The 20,274-nt window shown below is 42.0% G+C and carries 14 protein-coding genes; 1 reads left to right on the forward strand and 13 read right to left on the reverse strand.

Going from position 1 to position 20,274, the window contains the following annotated elements:
• Positions 1-11: 11 nt before the first annotated feature.
• Positions 12-1,550, forward strand: a complete 1,539-nt coding sequence (locus tag MUN53_RS08030) for a YifB family Mg chelatase-like AAA ATPase (RefSeq protein ID WP_243324605.1) — start codon at positions 12-14, stop codon at positions 1,548-1,550.
• Positions 1,551-1,559: 9 nt separating this feature from the next.
• On the opposite strand, the gene MUN53_RS08035 is transcribed toward MUN53_RS08030, so the two are convergent.
• The 13 genes from MUN53_RS08035 to MUN53_RS08095 all read right to left on the reverse strand — a co-directional run bounded on the left by MUN53_RS08035 (position 1,560) and on the right by MUN53_RS08095 (position 20,075).
• A complete protein-coding gene (locus MUN53_RS08035; protein WP_243324614.1) occupies positions 1,560-2,285 on the reverse strand; it encodes a tyrosine-protein phosphatase in 726 nt (241 codons plus the stop codon).
• A 3-nt stretch (positions 2,286-2,288) separates the two neighbouring features.
• Positions 2,289-4,676: a GumC family protein gene (locus MUN53_RS08040; RefSeq protein ID WP_243324616.1), complete on the reverse strand. Its 2,388-nt coding sequence runs from the start codon at positions 4,674-4,676 to the stop codon at positions 2,289-2,291.
• A 40-nt stretch (positions 4,677-4,716) separates the two neighbouring features.
• On the reverse strand, positions 4,717-5,484 hold the full coding sequence (locus MUN53_RS08045) for a polysaccharide biosynthesis/export family protein (protein ID WP_243324657.1): 768 nt from the start codon (positions 5,482-5,484) through the stop codon (positions 4,717-4,719).
• A gap of 215 nt (positions 5,485-5,699) precedes the next feature.
• On the reverse strand, positions 5,700-6,911 hold the full coding sequence (locus MUN53_RS08050) for a carboxypeptidase-like regulatory domain-containing protein (RefSeq protein ID WP_243324619.1): 1,212 nt from the start codon (positions 6,909-6,911) through the stop codon (positions 5,700-5,702).
• 268 nt (positions 6,912-7,179) lie between these two features.
• Positions 7,180-8,385: a YjbH domain-containing protein gene (locus MUN53_RS08055; protein WP_243324622.1), complete on the reverse strand. Its 1,206-nt coding sequence runs from the start codon at positions 8,383-8,385 to the stop codon at positions 7,180-7,182.
• A 39-nt stretch (positions 8,386-8,424) separates the two neighbouring features.
• Positions 8,425-9,168, reverse strand: coding sequence for a YjbH domain-containing protein (locus MUN53_RS08060; protein ID WP_243324626.1), 744 nt, complete (start codon positions 9,166-9,168; stop codon positions 8,425-8,427).
• Between the two features lie 120 nt (positions 9,169-9,288).
• Complete coding sequence (gene pdxB / locus MUN53_RS08065) at positions 9,289-10,401, reverse strand: 4-phosphoerythronate dehydrogenase PdxB (RefSeq protein ID WP_243324629.1); 1,113 nt, start codon at positions 10,399-10,401, stop codon at positions 9,289-9,291.
• A gap of 64 nt (positions 10,402-10,465) precedes the next feature.
• The gene (locus MUN53_RS08070; RefSeq protein WP_243324631.1) at positions 10,466-11,665 is read right to left on the reverse strand and encodes an MFS transporter; all 1,200 of its coding nucleotides are present in this window, start codon (positions 11,663-11,665) and stop codon (positions 10,466-10,468) included.
• A 45-nt stretch (positions 11,666-11,710) separates the two neighbouring features.
• The gene (locus tag MUN53_RS08075; RefSeq protein ID WP_243324633.1) at positions 11,711-13,081 is read right to left on the reverse strand and encodes a sodium-dependent transporter; all 1,371 of its coding nucleotides are present in this window, start codon (positions 13,079-13,081) and stop codon (positions 11,711-11,713) included.
• Between the two features lie 30 nt (positions 13,082-13,111).
• Positions 13,112-13,783 (reverse strand): ABC transporter ATP-binding protein, encoded by a 672-nt coding sequence (locus MUN53_RS08080; RefSeq protein ID WP_022456635.1) that lies wholly within the window; start codon positions 13,781-13,783, stop codon positions 13,112-13,114.
• A gap of 15 nt (positions 13,784-13,798) precedes the next feature.
• On the reverse strand, positions 13,799-14,515 hold the full coding sequence (locus MUN53_RS08085) for a tRNA threonylcarbamoyladenosine dehydratase (RefSeq protein WP_243324635.1): 717 nt from the start codon (positions 14,513-14,515) through the stop codon (positions 13,799-13,801).
• Positions 14,516-14,827: 312 nt separating this feature from the next.
• Positions 14,828-15,679 carry an Rpn family recombination-promoting nuclease/putative transposase gene (locus tag MUN53_RS08090; RefSeq protein WP_243324637.1) on the reverse strand — a complete coding sequence of 284 codons (852 nt, stop codon included), beginning with the start codon at positions 15,677-15,679 and terminating at the stop codon, positions 14,828-14,830.
• Positions 15,680-16,022: 343 nt separating this feature from the next.
• Positions 16,023-20,075 (reverse strand): DUF6383 domain-containing protein, encoded by a 4,053-nt coding sequence (locus MUN53_RS08095; RefSeq protein WP_243324639.1) that lies wholly within the window; start codon positions 20,073-20,075, stop codon positions 16,023-16,025.
• Positions 20,076-20,274: the final 199 nt, after the last annotated feature.

Consider the following 20,274-nt stretch of genomic DNA (forward strand, 5'->3'; position numbering starts at 1 on the left):
AAACTTTAACTATGTTGGTCAAGACTTTTGCAGCCGCCGTACAAGGTATATCGGCAACAATCATCACAATCGAAGTAAACTGTAGTAAAGGCATTCAGTTCTTTTTAGTCGGACTTCCGGACGTAGCCGTACGGGAAAGCCATGAACGTATCATATCTGCCTTACAGGAAAGCGGATATAAGTTTCCCCGCAGCCGGATCGTTATCAACATGGCTCCAGCCGATATCCGGAAAGAAGGTTCGGCCTACGATCTTCCGCTAGCCATCGGCATACTGGCCGGAGCTGAAATGATCAGTTCCGAAAAGCTTTCCCAATACATGTTGATGGGAGAATTATCGCTCGACGGCACTTTAAAGCCGATAAAAGGCGTCTTACCCATTGCGATTAAAGCCAGGGAAGCCGGATTCAAAGGATTCATCTTACCGCAGCAAAATGCCCGGGAAGCCGCTGTTGTCAATAAGCTGGAAGTATATGGCGTTACGAACATACGGGATGTCATCGAATTCATTGATGGTAAAAAGGAACTGGAACCAACTATCGTAGATACGAGAAAGGAATTTTATGCCCGCCAACTACAGTTTGAATATGATTTTTCGGAAGTGCGCGGACAGGAAAACGTCAAACGTGCCTTGGAAGTAGCTGCAGCAGGCGGACATAACTTACTGATGATCGGTCCACCGGGAAGTGGAAAATCCATGATGGCCAAACGATTGCCCTCTATTCTGCCACCATTCACTTTGCACGAATCCTTAGAAACGACCAAGATTCATTCGGTAGCCGGGAAAATCGGGAATGAAACCTCATTAATGACCCAACGGCCATTCCGTTCGCCACACCACACGATCTCAGATGTAGCCATGGTAGGCGGAGGTTCTTATCCGCAACCCGGAGAAATCAGTCTAGCCCACAACGGTATTCTATTTTTAGATGAACTGCCCGAATTCAACCGAAGTGTACTGGAAGTCATGCGGCAACCACTAGAAGACCGGATGATCAGTATTTCACGGGCTCGCTTTACGGTAGAATATCCGGCAGGCTTTATGTTGGTAGCTTCCATGAATCCTTGTCCATGCGGCTACTATAATCATCCCACCAAAGCCTGCGTATGCTCACCCGGAGTTGTCCAGAAATACATGAACCGGATTTCAGGTCCATTACTCGATCGGATTGACATTCAAATTGAAATCGTTCCGGTACCCTTTGAGAAGATCTCGGAACAAACACCGGCTGAGCCAAGTTCCGCCATTCGGGAACGGGTCATTGCAGCCCGAAACATTCAGGAAGAACGTTTCAAAGACCATCCGGGATTCTATTGTAATGCCCAAATGAACAGCCGGCTATTACATACCTATGCCGTACCGGATGCGGAAGGATTAAAACTACTCAAGAATGCCATGACGAAGTTGAACTTATCCGCCCGTGCTTACGACCGGATATTGAAAGTATCACGGACAATTGCAGATCTGGAAGGTTCGGCATCCATTCAGTCCAATCATCTGGCAGAAGCCATTCATTACCGGAATCTGGATCGTGAAGGATGGGGCATCTGAGCGCAGTGATTACTGAGCCAGCCGCTTATTATTTTCAACCAGTAAGTTCAACGCCTTGAGCTGTGCTTTCGAAACCTTAAGGTGTTGCAGGGAACGTTCGTACACATCCCGCCGATGGCAATCAGAACCTATAAAGGTATAATAACTCTTGGCCAGTAAATCTTCCGCCCGTCTTAACGGACTCGGACCATACGTACCAGCCAGCGACATCAGATTCAGCTGAAGAGCTATCCCATGTTCGAACAACCAGTCATAATCTTCCGGACTCATATACCGGTAACGCTCAGGATGAGCCAGAATAGGTTGATAGCCTTCGGCCTGCAAATCAAACAAAATCTCGCGAAATCCCAAAGGAGGCATCAGATAAGAAGTTTCTACCAGTACATGCGTTCCATTGAAAGTCAACAATCCTTCTTTTCGGCGTTCTGAGAAAGCAGGATCAAGCATATATTCGGCAGCAAGCCGCAATTCAATGGACGCTGGCTGTTCAGAACAGAAACGTTCAAACCGCTCCTGAAGAAAATCAGCCCGATTGGAAGTCAATTCTTCCATGACATGAGGTGTAAAGAAAAGGCGCTGCACGCCTATCGACTCCATCAGTCTCAATGCCTGCAACGCCTCATCCTTATTTTCTGCTCCATCGTCGACTGCAGGAAGCAAATGACAATGAATATCCGTCATTCCTTCCAGCAGTCCACTTTTCAGTATCTTTTTCTTTCCAAATAATCCAAACATGGTTTATTTTTTCTTCTTCTCATTACCATACCCGTAGCCATAGCCATAGCCGTATCCGTAACCATAACCATAGCCACCATGATGCCCTTTCACGTAGTTCAATACCAAGGAGAATTTCGGGAAACGACGTGGAAGCATTTCCAAAGCCGGAATCTGACGACGATCCAGCACGCCGGCACGGATGACACAGATAGTCAAATCAGCCAGTCGGGCTACAATCTGCGCATCAGCCACCAATCCGGCAGGTACGTTATCTAACAAGATATAATCATAACGAGTACGCAATTCTGCGATCATGGCATCCAGGCGTTTGTTCTGCAACAATTCTGCCGGATTAGGAGGTACCGGACCCGCATGAATCACATCCAAGCCGGGAACCAGTTCATCCTGACAGATCAACGAAGTCACATCCGTTACTTTACCCGACAGATAATTCGTGATACCTTCACCCCTATAGCCCGCCTGCTTACCCAATGTACCTTTACGGATATCCAAATCCAGTAAAACAACTTTCTGATGTGTCAACACCAAACTAGCCGCTAAATTGGAAGAAATAAAGGTCTTACCTGCACCAGCATTCATTGAGGTAAACAACAATACCTGCATGTGTTCATCTCCACCTCGCATAAAATCCATATTCGCACGCAAAATACGGAATGCCTCAGAGACGGCATCACGGCTACCTTCCTTAACAACCAGTTTCTCCTGATTCTTTTCCAATGCCGGAATTTCACCCAATAAAGGAAGAGCCGTACGGTCTTGCACATCTTTCATGGAACGGATACGCGTATCATTAGCCCAACGCAGCCACAAAATACCGGCAGGAATAGCCAATCCCAGGATCAAACCAGCCAGCATAATCATAGCCGATTTCGGAGCAACAGGAGCCGAACTACCCGTAGCTTCATCCAACACACGCATGTTACTTTCCGTCATAGCCTGTGTCAACGCATTCTCTTCACGCTTATTCAGCAAGAACAAATACAAAGCCTCTTTAATCTTCTGCTGACGTTCTACAGAAAGCACATACTTCTGCTGAGTCGGAACAGCCGATATACGTTTGGTAATCTGTTCTTCCTGCATCCGGATATTATCACTTTTAATATCTAAGCTGACAATCAGGTTGTCGATAGCCCGAATGATTGTCTGCTTCATCGCACCCAAATTATTATTCAAATCCATAACAACCGGGTTCCGGTTACTACTGTTACTGATCAGACGGTCACGCTTCAGTAACGTCTCATTATAAACGGCAATCTGTTGTTCAATATTGGCATCCGATATTCCAGTATTGGCAGGAATCAGATCAGAAGCCTTGTTCGGGTCAGACAAATATTCCCGAATATATTTAGCCATAGTCAATTGGTTTTCAACCATAACACCTTCCTGCTGGAAACGGCTGGTTGATTCAAGATACATACCCGATTCAGAAGTAATATCCGTCAATCGGTTTTCCTGCTTAAACTTTTCAATATCCGCATCTACGCTACCCAATTCTTTTTCAATAATCACCAGACGTTCTGCAATGAACTCAGAAGTATTAATCGTAATCTGGTTCTTATCATCAATGGCTGCTTCATTGTATACAGCAATCAATGTATTCAGCACATCTTCAGCCCGGGAGATAGAGACATCCTGCAGCGTCAAATTAATGATTGTAGAAGTCTTAGACGCTAAACTTGTCTGCAAGTTATTCAAATAGCTTTTAGCGACGCCTTCCAGATTAGACTTCCGAACCTGAATAGGTGTATTAAAATATTGATTGGTGTAATAGAAACTCGGATTTACGATAACTTTCCCCACAGGAGTAGAGATGGAATCTTTTAAAGCCACCTTTACCTGTTTCGAGATTTCCTGCTCTTTCCCGTTTTCATCTATTACGACAAAATCAGACAGCATAACTTCATTTTCATTCAAAGGTGTCACCTTTAATGCAAAAGACTGACTGGCCTCTGCCTCGGGGAAAGACAACGATACCGGAGACTGACGATATAATTCAATCTTCCGAAGTTGCGGTTTAATCGTATAGCTTACATCCAGATGCAAGCGCTGAGCCACCTTTTCCATCAAGCGGTAAGTCTTGAAGACCAACACTTCATTATCCACATTATTCTTAAAACCTAAAGAAGTCAGGTCTGTTGAGAATCCGAAGTTATTAGCCAAGTTACCGTTCTTATTCTCTTCTTTGATCATGACAGAGGCAGTACGCGTATACACCCGTGGTGCTTGTAATAAATACAAGTAAGCCAAACCTGTACAGAGCACTAATGATAAAAGGAACCATTTCCAATTGACAAGGCAAATATGCAACAAGTCCATCAGGTTTAATTCGTTCCCGTTCTCTTCCTGCCATTCGCGATCACGAATCTGTGTATTATCTGAATAATCCATTTGATTCATCGTTTTGAGGTTTTTCGAATTAGAAGCTTAATTATTTAAACACAGTGACCAACAAAGAAGCTACTGCCGCTAAAACAGAAACAGCCGACAACCAGACACTCACTGAGTTGTTCTGATTGATATCACGCTGACCAGCTTTCGCTTTATTCGGTTCTACATAAACAATATCATTCTGTTGCAAATAATAACAAGGAGATGTAAATATCTCTGACGAACGCAAATCATGGAATAAAATGGTGCGTTTACCATTTTCCTCGCGGATAACTGCTACCCGGTCACGCCGACCATAAATGGTCAAATCTCCAGCCATACTCAAAGCTTCCAGCAATGTAATACGATCACCTGTTATCGTAAATGATCCGGGACGAGCAACTTCACCCATAACGGATACTTTATAATTCAAGAATTGTACTGTTACAACCGGATCTTTAATATAATCTCCACTTATCAATTTTTCTTTTATCAAATCGCGTAATTCCAAACGAGAAAGACCTGCCACATGGATCTTGCCTAAAATCGGGAAGTCAATATCTCCATTGGTATCTACCAAATAACCTAGTACACGTTGTTGACCGGCACTTTCACTACCAATCTGATACGTTACTAACGGCATATTAAAAGGCAATGCCAACTCAGGATCCTTACTGTTCACCATAATGGAGAGCAAGTCATCTTCGTGAATAAACACTTCGTATTTTCGTTCAATATCCTGTTGTTTCAAAGGCACGACATCTTGCAGATATACGACCTCTTTTGTTGAGTTACAAGCTGAGAACAGGATGACCCAGCTCAACAACATCCATTTCGCGAGCTTTCCAATTTGCATACTTTTGATTTTGTTTATCTGAAAATTCCGGTCTAAGTTCCGGATAAAATGAAACTCCTAGCCTATAACCCGTAAACGAAAAAATTGTTTACTAAAGTCATCTAATTATGAAGAAACACAAAGACACGGAACTACGAGTTCATACAAATCCCGAAGTGCCGTGCCTCAATGATAGAATAATATCTTACTTATCCGATATTACCACCTGAATGTTCCGGCGTTAAAGATCCGTATTCATAAGAGACCTTCATGGAAACACCGTTATACACTTTTACTGGAACACTAATTGAAACCGGCTGTCCCTTAAACATAACAGATACTGTCATGGAAGAAGTTGATATCTTATGCTGAACAGCAACTGTTGCCTTCGTATCACCACTGATACTGATCTCATTCAATTTCACCTGCTGCGTTGAAACAGAAGATTCACTACCTTTTGCATTACGGATCATTCGGTTTAATTCAGAAGCTAATTCTGTTGCATCAGCTTCACTGACACCAGATAAAGCAGTACGTATGATAGATGCCAGATCACCGTCAACTTCCCATCCGTTCTTTGATTCAACCGTCAACGGAACTTTTACAGCATCCAATTTACCTCTGTTATCAAATTCTTGAGAAGCACCATCTTCTGTTGTTGCAGTTTTAGCACCCCATTGAGCTTCTACACCAAAAGCATGACTAGAAAAGTGATCCAGTTCACCTACATAATCTCCGGTTTCCGGATCAACAGTCATATCACTTTCTACTTTCCATGTACCATTTTCTTCCACGTAGTGTTTCATATTGGCAAAATACAAGTCTGAACTTGTGTTACGAACTACCTGAATTTTTACAGGCTGTTCAAATTGCTGTCCATCAGGAGTACAATAGATAACAGACAAAGCGCCCATATTATCTTTTTCAGCACGTGTAATATATTCTGTAATTGATACCTCTGTTGCGGCAGTCACTGATTGGGGTTGGAAAAACAAAGTAGTAAATTCATCACGTTTTTCTTCTAAAACCAATTCTGCATCAGGAGATAAAGTTACTGATTCATTCTGCTGAGTCAATTCAAAATCTAACGACAAAATTTCAGATTCTGCAACTGTTACTTGAGAAGATGCTGCAACATAACCGTCTTTATAAGCTGTTACAGTCACGTCACCTGCACTTCCGATAGCCAACGTATAATTACCTTCGCTATCTGTAGTTGATGTAATTTCACCGGCTGCTACGGTTACATCAGCTAATGGTTTTCCCATTTCCATTACTCGTCCTGAAACATAAGCTTCAATTTTAGTTTCCACTTGTTCAGGTGTCTGCGTTACCTCATCTTCATCTTTACAAGATGTAAATGAAAGACTTGTGCTTAATAACAGGGCAAAAGCAAATGCCCCTGTCAAATACTTGTTCATACGTTTTTTATTTATAATTAATATTTCTTTATATGACTTTTTTGCTGTCAATAAGTTAAACGTTTAATTCATTCTAATACAACTTATTCATAGATTAAAGCTGTTCTACAGTTCTTTACTCAATGCATAATATATAGATATGCCACAAAAGTAGTGAATAGTTTGATTCAACAACCTATTTTGTTGTAAAAAAACACAGATTTAAGAAATTATCCACTTCCTAGCTCTCTTCTAATGCTTATGTACCTCTCCATACAACCTGAACTGCTTAAAGTCTCATCAACTGCTTCCGTACATAATCCGGATTATAGAAACGATTTGTCCTGCTGACAACCGGATCTGTCTGATACCGGCGTCCCAATCGTCTTTCGGCATATTCATTACCACTTTGTGCTTCATAGGTCAGCCCCCAATACTCTGGCAAACGGATTCGAACTGCTTTACGTTGCATCCGTTTCTTTCGAGGCAAAGGTACAGAAAAACTAAAACCTCCATTGGCTTCTCCTCCGGAAACCATAGCAAACAAACCAACGGTTGTTTCTCCAAAATGACGGACACAATCAAACCGGGCTCCATAATCCCCATAAATATATCGTTCGGCAGTCAGTTCCAATTCCAACTGATAATGAGGCTCAAAATATCGTCCCCATACAGCACCACTCAGCCGTTCCCAACGGCTGACTTGCCAACGCCCTTCCTGTACGACGGATGCTCCCGTAAGTCCTCCCCGAGCTCCTAATAGCCAGCGGTCATTAGCCGTTCTCCATGTTAACTGCAAATCGGCACCGATTCGCTGCTGAGTAAAATTACCTACAGTCAAAGAAGCCATCCATCGTTTCGGCAAACGGATTTCCTGACGAAGGGTCAATAGACCAGCCCGGATATAATCCATCTCACCTACCATATTATTCCAGATCGGGAATATGACTTGCCCCGTAAAGCTGGCTCCTTTCCACAATTGCATTTCTACAGCCGGGGCTATGTTTACCGAAGCGCCATAGATTTTATCCAACCAGGAATTACGCAACTGCAACTGGGGATAAACAACAAAATCAACTCTGCCGGCACTTCGATGTTCAGTCTTTGTCCCTGAGAAACGACGCATAACATCATCCGTTTCATAAGTCAATAACAGACGGTTGACAAAATCAGCCCACGAAATACGGTCTTCCCGATAATCAGCCCAGTCTGCTGCTGAAACTTTAACCAGTATTTGGGGCAAACCATTTTCTAAAATAACCAGATGCGTATCTTGCACCAAATCTTCCTGAACAGCCAGAGTACGCAAAATTTCCGCCAGACCACGTACCGGACCCCGATATACAGGATCTTCCCAACATAAATAAACACCTTCCGGATCTGCAACTTCCCGTATATTTTCCATTCCCATCTGCCTCAATAATGAGGTATACGAACCGGCACCCGCCAGCCAAGGGAAAAAGAATAGAAAGCCTATCAATAGTATCTGTTTCATCTGCATTACTTCGTTTTATTCGTTTTTCTTCTTAGAAGATCAATACAGTTTTACTTCATACCGGAGTCCGCCACAAACAGCCTGCCAGTCATAGCAAAACACATGGAGAGAAAGATGTTTCCACAACCGGAGAGCTGTTCCGACATTCATCACATCCGAATCATATTCTACCATGAGTGCCCAATCCGGATAAAAAGCCGGACGGTATTCCAAACCGCCTAAAACACCTTTATTCAAGCTACCACTACGAAATGGAATATGACCACCGACAGTCACACCCAACTGATGTCCTCCCCAATGGAAATGCTTGGTTCCAACGGCAAAGACGGAAGAGAAAAAGCGATTTCCTCCGGAATCTTCGAACATATTTAACTGATTGGTAGTAAAAGCATCATTGGAACCGATCACTATGGCCGGCCACCATTTTCCTTCTTTCAATGGACGGAGCCGTAAGGATACAGAACGGTCCTGATTCCATTTATTCCCATGCGCATCACCTGTTTTCAACAAGGTACAACGATAAGCCACTTCCAGAAAAGGAAGAAAGGTCATATTCAGGAAATAATTACCGGAATGATAATTCCATTCGGGCGGCAAAATAGCAGAAGGCATAAAATTCCCACCTGCCATAAAAGTCCCGTCGGGTTGCATATCGGCAGTCGGAATATTCATCAGTCCGGTAGTTCCCATACTATACTGAGCTTTCAGAGGAGCCCAAACAGCAGACAAACTGCTGAATAATAATATAAGCAGTAATACACATACATTTTTCCTCTGCCTCATACATTTGCTGAGGCAGGGAAGAAAATATTTCTTTTTCATACACCGCAAAGATACGGATTATTTTTGATCCGCTCGATACCTGTAAGCATTTATGTTACAGATTTACAAAGTTCTCAGAGTTCAACCAATCACCTGGAAACCGATTTGCTGTAACAGGGATTTTTCAGCAGGAGTTGACTGCTTTACCTGATAGGCCAACGGCTCACGCGGATGATCATAATGATTGCGCAGCCATTCAAATGTAGAAGGATCTTTTCTCAGTTTCCTATCGACAACCAATGGGTCGAAGGTTTGCAAAAAGGCATTTTCTATCCGATGATCCTCAAAAGCATCCAGGTTAATCAGCGGATTTGCAGGTGCTGGTGGCACTACTTCTTTCAACCGGTCAAACCGAACATGAAAGAAACGCTGAATTTCTTCTAAACACATACGGGTAGCTGTTGCCTTCCCATCAGCCGAGAAACCGGCAATATGAGGCGTTGCGATAGAGACTACTTTCAGTAATTCCTGATTAATTTGAGGTTCATTCTCCCAACAATCAAGGATAATTTCTTCTACCAGTCCTTTCTGATGAGCTTCCAGCAAAGCTTTTGTATCATGCACAGCTCCCCGACAACTGTTGATAAACCAACAACCCCGACGTACCTGACTAAAGAACTTTTCGTCTGCCAGATGCCAGGTAGGATATTTTCCTTCGCGAGTAAATGGTACATGACAAGTGATGATATCGGCACAAGCCAGCAGTTCTTCCAAAGAGACAAAAGGTTCCGGGCCTTCGGCTTCTGCCCTGGGTGGATCGTTTCGTAGGATGGTCATACCAAAAAGCGAAGCTAACTTTTCCACTTCTTTTCCTACATGTCCTACCCCGATGATACCCAACGTCTTTCCTTGCAGCGATTCTCCTCTTCGTAAAGCTATCCGCAACAAAGAGGCTAAGACATACTGGGCAACCGACGGCGCATTGCATCCTGGTGCATTCTTCCACGTAATCCCATGTGATTCGCAATAATGAATATCTATATGATCAAAGCCTATGGTAGCAGTCGTAATCAGACGGACACAGCTGCTGGCCAACAATTCGGAAGTACATTTATCGATACTACGAACAATCAAAGCATCAGCGTCTTTCACCACTTCTGGAGTAAAACCTTTTGCCGGAATATAAACAATGTCAGCTATCGGCTCTGCTATTCCTTTCAAGAAAGGAATTGTATCATCTGCTATTATTTTCATTTTGAGTTTTTGAGGTTTATATATATTCGCTGGAGGCGCAGCACGCTACGCCTCTACAAGGAGATTATCTCAGTTTTTCCCGATTGAAATGCGGACCGGCTTTCAGCAGGAAGAAGAGAGTAGAAACAACGGTAAGACAAGCACCACACAGATAAGCATATTCAAAACCACCAAAGGTTTGTGCCAACGAACCACCAATCATCAGACCAATTCCAATACCCACATCCCAACTGGTCAGGTAAGTAGAAGTTGCTGTTCCCCGTTGATTATGGGCTGCCAGATTGACAAATAAGGTATTAAAGGCCGGGAACATGGTTCCAAAGGCAACACCTTGTGCCAAAGCAATTCCCAAATACAAGTAAGAACTAAACACATGATTCCATTCCATCAACAGATGCAAGGCCGACAGGACGAAGAAGGAGATAGCCGCCAAGTACATTCCTAACGAGATAACCAGCGTAATCCTTCCTTTATCTACTTGCCGCCCGGAAAACATGCGGGAAACGGCCAAGCCAATCGCCATAAAAGTAAAATACAAACCAGGATTGACTTCTATCCCGATCTCATCGGCATACATGGCAACATAGGTTGTCGTCATACCATACGGAATTGATAACAGCAACAAGGATATACCAGCCCAGACGCCTTTCTTGAGGAAGAAACGGTCTAAGGAAATCGGCATATGCTGTACCGGGGCTTTATAAGGTGTCTTGACTAAATAAGCCATGATAAAGCCAACAGCTCCTGTCACCAGAGAACACAAGAAGATGGTCTGGTAAGAATAAACACTGTGCATGAATAGCCCAGTCATAGGTCCAAAGCTCATGGCAATATTGTTTGCCAATCCGTAATAACCAATTCCTTCACCTCGTCTGGAAGAAGGTAAAATGTCAATCACAATCGTATTACCAGCCACTGTTACCATCCCGAACGAGAGACCATGTATAATACGCAAGGCAATGAAAAGCGTCAAGCTCGTAGCCAGGATATATCCTCCGAAAATGGCTATGAAAATAAAATAAGCCACCAAGTAAAGCGGACGTCGAGACAATGTATCCAGCAAATAGCCGGAAAAAGGACGGATACACAACGCGGCAATCGTATAACATGAAAGGATAAAACCGATCATTGTCTTACCGGCCGAGAACTCTTCCTGTAAATAGAATACCAGAATCGGCAAAATCAGATAGAATGCAAAGAAGAGTAGAAAATTAGCCGCCAAGATATAACAGAAACTTGGCGTCAGCATCTTGTCTTTAGACATAATACGTATGATTTTATGCAATACTGCGATCAGCTCAGCCTATTTTCATGCTATCGCTTGGCGAATATACGCAATTATTCCCAATTCATTGATAAATATCAAACCAATAGCCAAAGGAGCCAGGTATTTAATGAAAAATGCATACGTCCGGAAGAAATAGAACGGGATCGTACCGTGGTTGGTCAATTCGTCCTTTAATATCTTCTTTTCAATCCGCAGACCAACAAACACACAGATCATCATTCCGCCCAATGGCATCATGATCTTGGCTGTCAGGAAGTCGAGGGCATTGAATATCGTCAGCCCACCGATAGTATATTCTTTAAGTACACCGAATGAAAGCGAAGCAAAAACGCCGATGATAAAGACTCCGATAGAAACAACCCAGGCTGCAAACTTCCGAGGTACATTGTATTCTTCGTGTACATAGGCAGTAGCGACTTCATGCAACGAAATAGTTGATGTCAGTGCGGCCAGTGCCAACAGGATGAAGAAGATAAACGACCAGGCGCTACCGAATGGTAATTGCTCGAAGATATTCGGCAGGGTAATGAAAACCAATTCCGGACCGGCTGTTGGTTCGATACCGAAACTGAAGACTGCGGGGAAAACCATTATTCCGGCTAATAATGCCACTAATGTATTCAATACAGTCACCTGTACTGCGGTTGCCTGCAGATTGGTATCTTTCCCAAAATAGGATGCATAGGTAATCAGACAGCCCATCCCGATACTTAAGGAGAAGAATGTCTGTCCCATGGCACTCAATACAACCGACGAAGTGATTTTCCCGAAATCAGGACGGAACAGAAAGACTAATCCGTCTTTTACTCCGGGCAGGGTTACCGAACGGATACATAAAACCAATAATATCAGAAACAGAGCCGGCATCATGACTTTTGAAGCTCGCTCAATCCCTTTTTCTACACCGGCTGCTATAATATAATGTGTAATACCGATAAAAACAGCCGTCCATAAGATCGGACGGAAGACACTGCTTGAGAATGCCTGAAAATCATTGGTAAAATCGGCAGCACTCTTCCCGGAAAGGTTTCCACTCAATGCCTGCCAGACATATTCCAATGTCCAACCGGAAACCACCGCATAGAATCCTAAAATCAGGAAAGCTGCCAGCACACCGTTATAACCGATCAACGACCATTTGGTATGTGGTGCCAGTTTCTTGAACGAACCGGCCGCATTACTTCGTGAATGCCGTCCGATAAAGAATTCTGTAATCATAATGGGCAAGCCCAATAAGACCGTACAGATAATAAACACCAGCAAGAAAGCGGCTCCACCATTCTCGCCTACCATATATGGGAAACGCCAAATACTTCCCAAGCCCACAGCACATCCTACGGTTGCCAGGATCACTCCCAGTTTACTTCCAAATGTTGCTCTATTCGTTGACATATTCTGTTTGTTATATGAATTCGTTGACTTTTATTCTTTTATTGATGCTTCTTCGCTCACAACACCATCCCGGATATGAATGGTCCGGTCGGTCTGCGAAGCCAGTTGTTCGTCGTGTGTGACAATCACAAACGTCTGATTCATCTGGTCGCGTAATTCAAAGAACAGGGCATGCAGTTCTTCTTTGTTCCGAGTATCCAGACTGCCAGAAGGCTCATCGGCCAAAATTACCTGTGGATGATTGATCAGCGCCCGAGCAACGGCTACCCGTTGTTTCTCTCCTCCCGACAACTCTGCCGGTTTATGCGACATCCGATCTGACAGTTTCAGAAACGACAGGATTTCTTTGGCCCGCTTTTCGGCTGCCGAAGCTTTCTCGTTGGCTATCAAAGCCGGGATCATTACATTCTCCAATGCCGTAAATTCAGGCAACAGCTGGTGGAATTGAAAGACAAAACCGATATTCTGATTACGGAAGGCCGACAGTTTCTGTTCGGACAAATGCAACACATCAGTATCATGTATCAGCAAACGCCCGCCATCCGGCTTATCCAGCGTACCCAATATCTGAAGTAACGTTGTTTTACCAGCTCCACTCGGACCAACGATCGAAACCACTTCTCCCTGGTTGATCGTCAGGTTTATTCCTTTCAATACCTGCAAGTTTCCAAAACTCTTGGTAATGCCTTCTGCTACTATCATATTCTTTTATTCCTCTTATTCGATATTCCTGATCACATACGAAGCTAAATAACAACCGAAGATAGCCGGCATATACGAAACCGTTCCTGTTGTCGTCCGTTTGCAGGCTTCATCATTCACTTCTATCACCGCATCCGGATTCGCCATTTCCGTCGAATAAACTACCGGTATTCCTTTCTGTACGCCCAAACCTCGCAAGCGTTTACGCACGGCCTTTGCCAGCGCACAATTGGATGTCTTCGAAATATCGGCGATACGGACTTGCGACGGGTCGATCTTGGCCCCGGCTCCCATCGACGAAACAACGGGAATCTTCCGCAACAATGCATGGTATAACAAAAAGACTTTCGGACTGAGGGAATCGATTGCATCGACAATAAAATCGTAGTGCGCATGATCCAGAATCTCTTCGGTCCGTTCATCCCGCAGGAATTCATTGACAACCGTCAGTTTCAGTTCCGGATTAATATCCATCAGGCGTGCAGCCACCACCTCAGCCTTGGGTTCTCCTAACGTTGAATGCAACGCCGGTAGCTGTCGGTTCAAATTACTTTCATTGACTGTATCAGCATCCACAATCGTCATTTGTCCGATACCTGCCCGGCAAATCAGTTCGGCCGCATAGGCGCCAACACCACCCAAACCAACAATCAGAACATGGGCTTCCGAAAAACGTTCCAGCCGCTCTTTTCCTAACAATAATTCAGTTCTTGAATTCCAATTGTAAATCATTTATCAATAATTTGCGGCAAAAGTAATAAATCAAAAGGGAATATAGTTCTTTTTCGTCTGTTTTTTACGTTTTCTTCTCCTTCTATAGAATCATTTCAGGACTTAGATCTGTTAATATTTTTAACCTTTATCCAGATTACCATCGTAATCTGGGGTCTGCACCCTTGCAAAAGGTGGTTTACCGCCGTAATCCGAGCTTTGCACCCCTGCAAAAGGTGATTTACCGCCGTAATTCTGCCTTCTCTGTTAGACCAACCGATCAAGAGACAACCTCTTATTAATATAGATTCATGCTACATATATTCATTCGTTTTATAAGTTGCTAATTTCCTCTTCAGTCAATCCCGTACACAATTTAATCTGCTCAAAAGAAATGCCATTCTGCTTCATGAGACGAGCAGTTGTTAATATACCCTCAGTTATTCCTTCCTGATACCGGGCTTCTGCCTGTTGCTTCTGGTAAAGGGCTATACTATAATTATCACGGTACACTTTGAGGCACTCTTCATACTCTTCCCGTTCTTTCTTGTTCATATTGGCGATCTTGGCCAACTGCTCCAAACGGTTGAATAGTTCTTTCTGACCTTTAAATGATAATGTTTCCAACTGTTCCATGTGCTTCAAATTATATAACCAATAATCCAACGGGGTTTCACATTCCGATTCTGTCTTCTTGAACAAGGGCATCTCGATAAAGATTTCCCGGAAAACGTTGCTCATCTGTTTACCTGTATCTCGATCCGCCAGAATAATATCAGTACGGACTTTGTCTGTCCGACCTGAACGGAAGTTCAGGATAAAGATTCCATAAACCGGATACATTTGGTATTCCCACAACGAACCGGGTTCTCCCTGATCGGCCACAATGCGACAAAGATAATAAAGTCCGCGTTCATAGAAATAAGGCTGGGCTGCATTTTGAAGTTCGATAATGAAAATCGCACCATCTTTATCCACACACTTCAAGTCAAAGATAACGCCTCGGCCATCGATGGTCTTTTTCGGATTTTCCTTGTCCATATAGGTGAGATCTTCAATGAGGCGCTCTCCTTCCAGCAAGTCATTCAACAATTCGATCAACAAGTCTTTACTTTCTTTCTGTCCGAACAAAATCTTGAAACCACGATCCACAAACGGATTGATAAATACGCTCTTTCTTTCCATAGAAAAGGTTCTTTAAAAAGTTTTGCCCCAATAGCGGGATAGGCAAAGATAAGATTTTATCGTGAAAAATCAAATTAACAAAAAATCCCTGCCGCCCAAACGAACGACAGGGATTTCATTTTTTGAGATTCTACGTTTACTCTTCTCAGGGTTACTGGTAGAACATAAACTTTATATTACACTATTATTAATACTAATGCCACTTGTTCTCCCTCACGGGGTACTTGCCTTGATTAAATCAGGCTCGTGACTATTAACTTAAAAATATCTTTTGAATGATTGCGATGGGATTTCTCCCACCGCAATTATTATGAATTGTCAATTGTTAATCGTCAATTGTCAATTATTTTACTACTACCTTGAAGCTTTCACCGTCAACTGATACGACTACTACACCCTGAGGAGCAGCGATTGTTGCATTGTCTGAAGAAACTACTTCGTTAGCTATTACCTTACCTAAGATTGTGCTTACGATTACGTTCTTGCCTTCAGCACCCTTAACTACTACAGCACCGTTAACACCAGCTACTACTACGTTACCAGCAGCGATGTTTTCGTTAGCGGTAGCTTCACCTGTTGCACCCTTAACTAAGCCAAGGATTTCAGATTGATTTACAACCTCTTGCAAAGAACTTGAAGTACCAATTTGTGTATGATCACCGTTGTAGTTATAAGGTTGAGCTAATACAGGTACACCATTCAATACCTTCAACCAAGAAGCTTCATTAAATGTACCGATAGCACCGTCATAATAGCTACTAGCATCTTTGCGACCCTTAGATTCCAAAAGAACATCTTTGTGGTCATCATCTGTGTAGCGCAATGAGAACGCATAGTTCTGATGCTTACCATCCAATACATTCACATCAATCTTATCATCTTCAATAGCCTGTTTAACCTTAACCGGATCTAATACATTCCATTTTGAAGCCAAATCTTTCAAAGTCAAACCACCCTTCAAGATCAACAAATATTCACCAGGCTGACCGTCATTCAAGAAGTGGAATGCAGCATCTTCGTCTGCTGCTTCAGCAGCTGTAACATTCATATGGATACCTTCAACAAAACCTAAGCGAGTATAGTTGCGGAATGCATACTTAGCAGCTTCTGTATCCAAATCAATATTAGTATTTGTACGGAATACTGAGTCATTCAAGTTAACCAATACACGACCTGCATTATAACCATTGTAGAATACATGATGAGTTGCATCTTCATCATCTGCAATTTCTTCAGATGGGAAGTATCCATGCTTATTAGTTGAACACCAACGACCATCTTTGATTGAATCATTGTCAACAAAGAACAAGTATTGCGGCATACGAGGATTAGAAGAAATAACAGAATCAGCATAGAATTCAGTATTTACATCTTTACCTACAGGCTTAACACCTTCAGCTGTTACACCTAAGAATGAAATCGGAGCATTTGCTGATTCTGCTACATTACTCTGATTATTACCATCTTCATAGAAGAACTCAGTAGCTAAATTGAAGTCTGAGTTACCACGAGTACGGAACAACTGGATTGTTGAGTTCATTTCTCCACTTGTTACATCTTTTCCAATTGGCATATACAATGGACGATCTTCTTTAACGAATACGAACGCATCATTTACAGTTTCAGGATCAGTATCCAAAGTTACATAAGTAGCTTTTGTTGTCTGAGTCTTAATACCCAACTGTTTGAATCCATTTGCCAAATATGTACGATTAGGATATAACACATAGTCGTAAGCATTAGCAGAGTTTGCAACAGTTTGAACTGCTCCTAATATTGGTGCAGCACCAGCATCCCAACCAGTCCAGCCAGTTGCAGGACGAGTCATATCTTGCCAACCTAAGATCTGAACAGGAACATAAGCTGTGTCGCCATCTGCTGTTAATTGATCAGCCTTAAAGTAGAATTTAGCTAACAAAATATTCTTTCCATCAACATTCTTCAAATGTTCACGCTGATAATATGGATTTCCATTAGCATCTTCCTTAACTACCAAATAATTCCATTCGTTATCAATCAAGTTGTTGTCACGAACCTTCATCACATAGCTCTTTCTCTTCAATGAAGCAAGGCCATCAGTTGTCCAACCATATCCAACTTCTTCAACTTGAGAGAATTCAAAATCTTTAGCTTTATCTTCTTGTACAGCCAAATGAGCATCTTCTGTAATCGCTAAGAACTTATCATTATTCAATCCTTGATATGTTTCTGCAGTTGAATATTGGATAGCCCAAGTTTCATAATTCAAATCATCTGTCTTAAAGTTCTTATACCCTAAGTAAGCATTTCCTGTAATAGCTTTATCAGTAATTTGTTCGATATACAATGTATCACCACAAGAGAATATATTCTCTTTAAATTTACCTTGGTTATCTGATTTTACATTGTAGTCCTTATGGTTAATGATGTAATAACGTCCATCCGCAGTTTTATATAACTGACCATAGAATGCCTTATTAGTTTCTGAACCATACTCACGATTACGAATAGTTACATACGGAGTCTGTTCCAAACCATTATTTAATACAGAACCAACTTCGCAAGTATCCTTTTCAATAACCCACTGAGTAGCCGGCATGTGTAAATAATTCTGGTAATCATCTGGTCTGTCATACATCAACTGACCCCACATATTCATAACCAGATAGTCTCCATCTTTACGATAGTCAGAACGCTTACCTTCTCCTTTAACTGCAACCTTAATAAAGTACAAACCATCTTCCTCAACTGTTGCACGAGTCATCGAAGTATAAGTGTGATTGAACTGGACCTTAATACCCATTTCAGCAACATTGTCAGTAGGCATTGGTAATCCATACTTAGAATTAGCCCCACCCTGTGCAAATACTTTATGTCCAATAGCTGTATTCAGCGATTGTCCAACCGTCAATACTGTATTATTATCAATATCATCAGTACCATTCATTAATTTTAAAGCGACTGGGATATATGCTTTTTTATTAAATGGAACGCTTGTAGTAGGAGCTGCAGGTCCTGCTACATGAGCTTTTGCCTGATTAATTGTATTATAGTAGTACTCAGGATCTGCTGTTGCCAATGGTGTATCAGCCCACTTTATACCTGCCTTATAATCTTCAGTACCTACCATTGAAGCATTCAACGGTTCCATCACTAAGCTATCCTGTGTTGGGTAATAAGTAACTTTCCAGTGATAACGAGCTTTCAGAGCAGTCATGGTTCCTTTTATCAAATTAGCAGGAGCTTCTTCATCATAAACTTTCAAACCACCATGCTCTGTAGGATTCACATTTTCATAACGAGCATCTGTAGCTACCATGAAGTATTTATCTGTACCTTTCTTATTCAGGACAATACTATAACCTGCATAAGCACTAGATGTATACTCTGAATTCTTATATCCACTAATTTCTGTATTTAAAGCAACATACTCACCTGAGAACAAATCATTATTTTCAAATCCATTTGTTGCTTTAAATTTAGCGAATACATTTTGCGTAGCTCCTGCTTCATTCTGATAAGAACCATCTGCATCAATCATTGAATTAATATCATTCGCAGTCAATGTACGAGCACCAGCATTACGAACAGTCACATTCAAGATACCCCAAGTATTAATCATGGCATCGTTACCATTACCAATTTGATTAGCCGGGATTTTCACAAGAACCACTTCATTGTTTGCATTTAAAGCAAGACCAATAAATTCATCGCGATCATGATTAAATGTATACAATGGAGCATTTGAGAAAGTACTAGAACTTCCCGAAATATCATCTTGGGTATACCAACGCCATTCACTCACATCACTTTTTATAATTTCTGTTTCTAAACTAGCTTTACCGCCTTGAAGTTCACCATTCAACACATCACTAAGTCCAATTGTATTTGCCTCTGCACAGTTATAAGTCAAATAGTAACCCGTCTCTTTGTTTTCGAAACGAAACATTCTAGAACCTTCTGTCGTTGTAATAACAGAAATTTTCCACAAAGAAGAATTTAATGTAGGATTAGAAGTAGCTGCTGTGGCATATTGATCTGTCAACTTATTTACAGGAACTACTTTTAAATATAATTCTCCTGTTTGATAATCACGCAATTGAACCAGAACCTGATCAGCTCCAACTTCCAACTGATAATAGTGTTCCGGATTGATCTTGTTTACAGCCTTATTATTAAATTTGTTAACAGCACTATAAACATCAAAGGCGTCTGTACGAACAGCCTGATAACCAGAAACATCAGTATTTCGATCAACCAATGCCCCACTAGCCGATACTGCAGTGTTCTGTGTACGGTAACGGGTCTCACTCGGATTTCCCCACTTTCCCGTAACACCATGACTTGTCTGCGAATAAGCAGACATCGAACCTGCTAACATCGCACAAGCCATCAAAGTAGAAAACTTTTTGTTCATAATAATAAAATTAATTGTTAATAAATAGATTAATAGACTTTTTCAAACAACTAATTTTACGAAGAGACTCTATGATCCCCGCGATTCATTATGAACGGGCATAAAAAAACGCGGGCTAGTTGTCTATTATTTATTCTAAGGCATCTGGAAATTCGCCCACGTCACAATAATAGAACAATAGCCCGCGCTTATACGATAT

This window comes from Parabacteroides faecalis (genome assembly GCF_022809355.1).
Classification (GTDB): Bacteria; Bacteroidota; Bacteroidia; order Bacteroidales; family Tannerellaceae; genus Parabacteroides; species Parabacteroides faecalis.

What these genes read in the sequence shown, in the direction of transcription:
- MUN53_RS08030 (WP_243324605.1), top strand. Translation starts at nt 12, where the DNA reads ATGTTGGTCAAGACTTTTGCAGCCGCCGTACAAGGTATATCGGCAACA.
- MUN53_RS08035 (WP_243324614.1), bottom strand. Translation starts at nt 2,285, where the DNA reads ATGTTTGGATTATTTGGAAAGAAAAAGATACTGAAAAGTGGACTGCTG.
- MUN53_RS08040 (WP_243324616.1), bottom strand. Translation starts at nt 4,676, where the DNA reads ATGGATTATTCAGATAATACACAGATTCGTGATCGCGAATGGCAGGAA.
- MUN53_RS08045 (WP_243324657.1), bottom strand. Translation starts at nt 5,484, where the DNA reads ATGTTGTTGAGCTGGGTCATCCTGTTCTCAGCTTGTAACTCAACAAAA.
- MUN53_RS08050 (WP_243324619.1), bottom strand. Translation starts at nt 6,911, where the DNA reads ATGAACAAGTATTTGACAGGGGCATTTGCTTTTGCCCTGTTATTAAGC.
- MUN53_RS08055 (WP_243324622.1), bottom strand. Translation starts at nt 8,385, where the DNA reads ATGAAACAGATACTATTGATAGGCTTTCTATTCTTTTTCCCTTGGCTG.
- MUN53_RS08060 (WP_243324626.1), bottom strand. Translation starts at nt 9,168, where the DNA reads ATGAGGCAGAGGAAAAATGTATGTGTATTACTGCTTATATTATTATTC.
- pdxB (WP_243324629.1), bottom strand. Translation starts at nt 10,401, where the DNA reads ATGAAAATAATAGCAGATGATACAATTCCTTTCTTGAAAGGAATAGCA.
- MUN53_RS08070 (WP_243324631.1), bottom strand. Translation starts at nt 11,665, where the DNA reads ATGTCTAAAGACAAGATGCTGACGCCAAGTTTCTGTTATATCTTGGCG.
- MUN53_RS08075 (WP_243324633.1), bottom strand. Translation starts at nt 13,081, where the DNA reads ATGTCAACGAATAGAGCAACATTTGGAAGTAAACTGGGAGTGATCCTG.
- MUN53_RS08080 (WP_022456635.1), bottom strand. Translation starts at nt 13,783, where the DNA reads ATGATAGTAGCAGAAGGCATTACCAAGAGTTTTGGAAACTTGCAGGTA.
- MUN53_RS08085 (WP_243324635.1), bottom strand. Translation starts at nt 14,515, where the DNA reads ATGATTTACAATTGGAATTCAAGAACTGAATTATTGTTAGGAAAAGAG.
- MUN53_RS08090 (WP_243324637.1), bottom strand. Translation starts at nt 15,679, where the DNA reads ATGGAAAGAAAGAGCGTATTTATCAATCCGTTTGTGGATCGTGGTTTC.
- MUN53_RS08095 (WP_243324639.1), bottom strand. Translation starts at nt 20,075, where the DNA reads ATGAACAAAAAGTTTTCTACTTTGATGGCTTGTGCGATGTTAGCAGGT.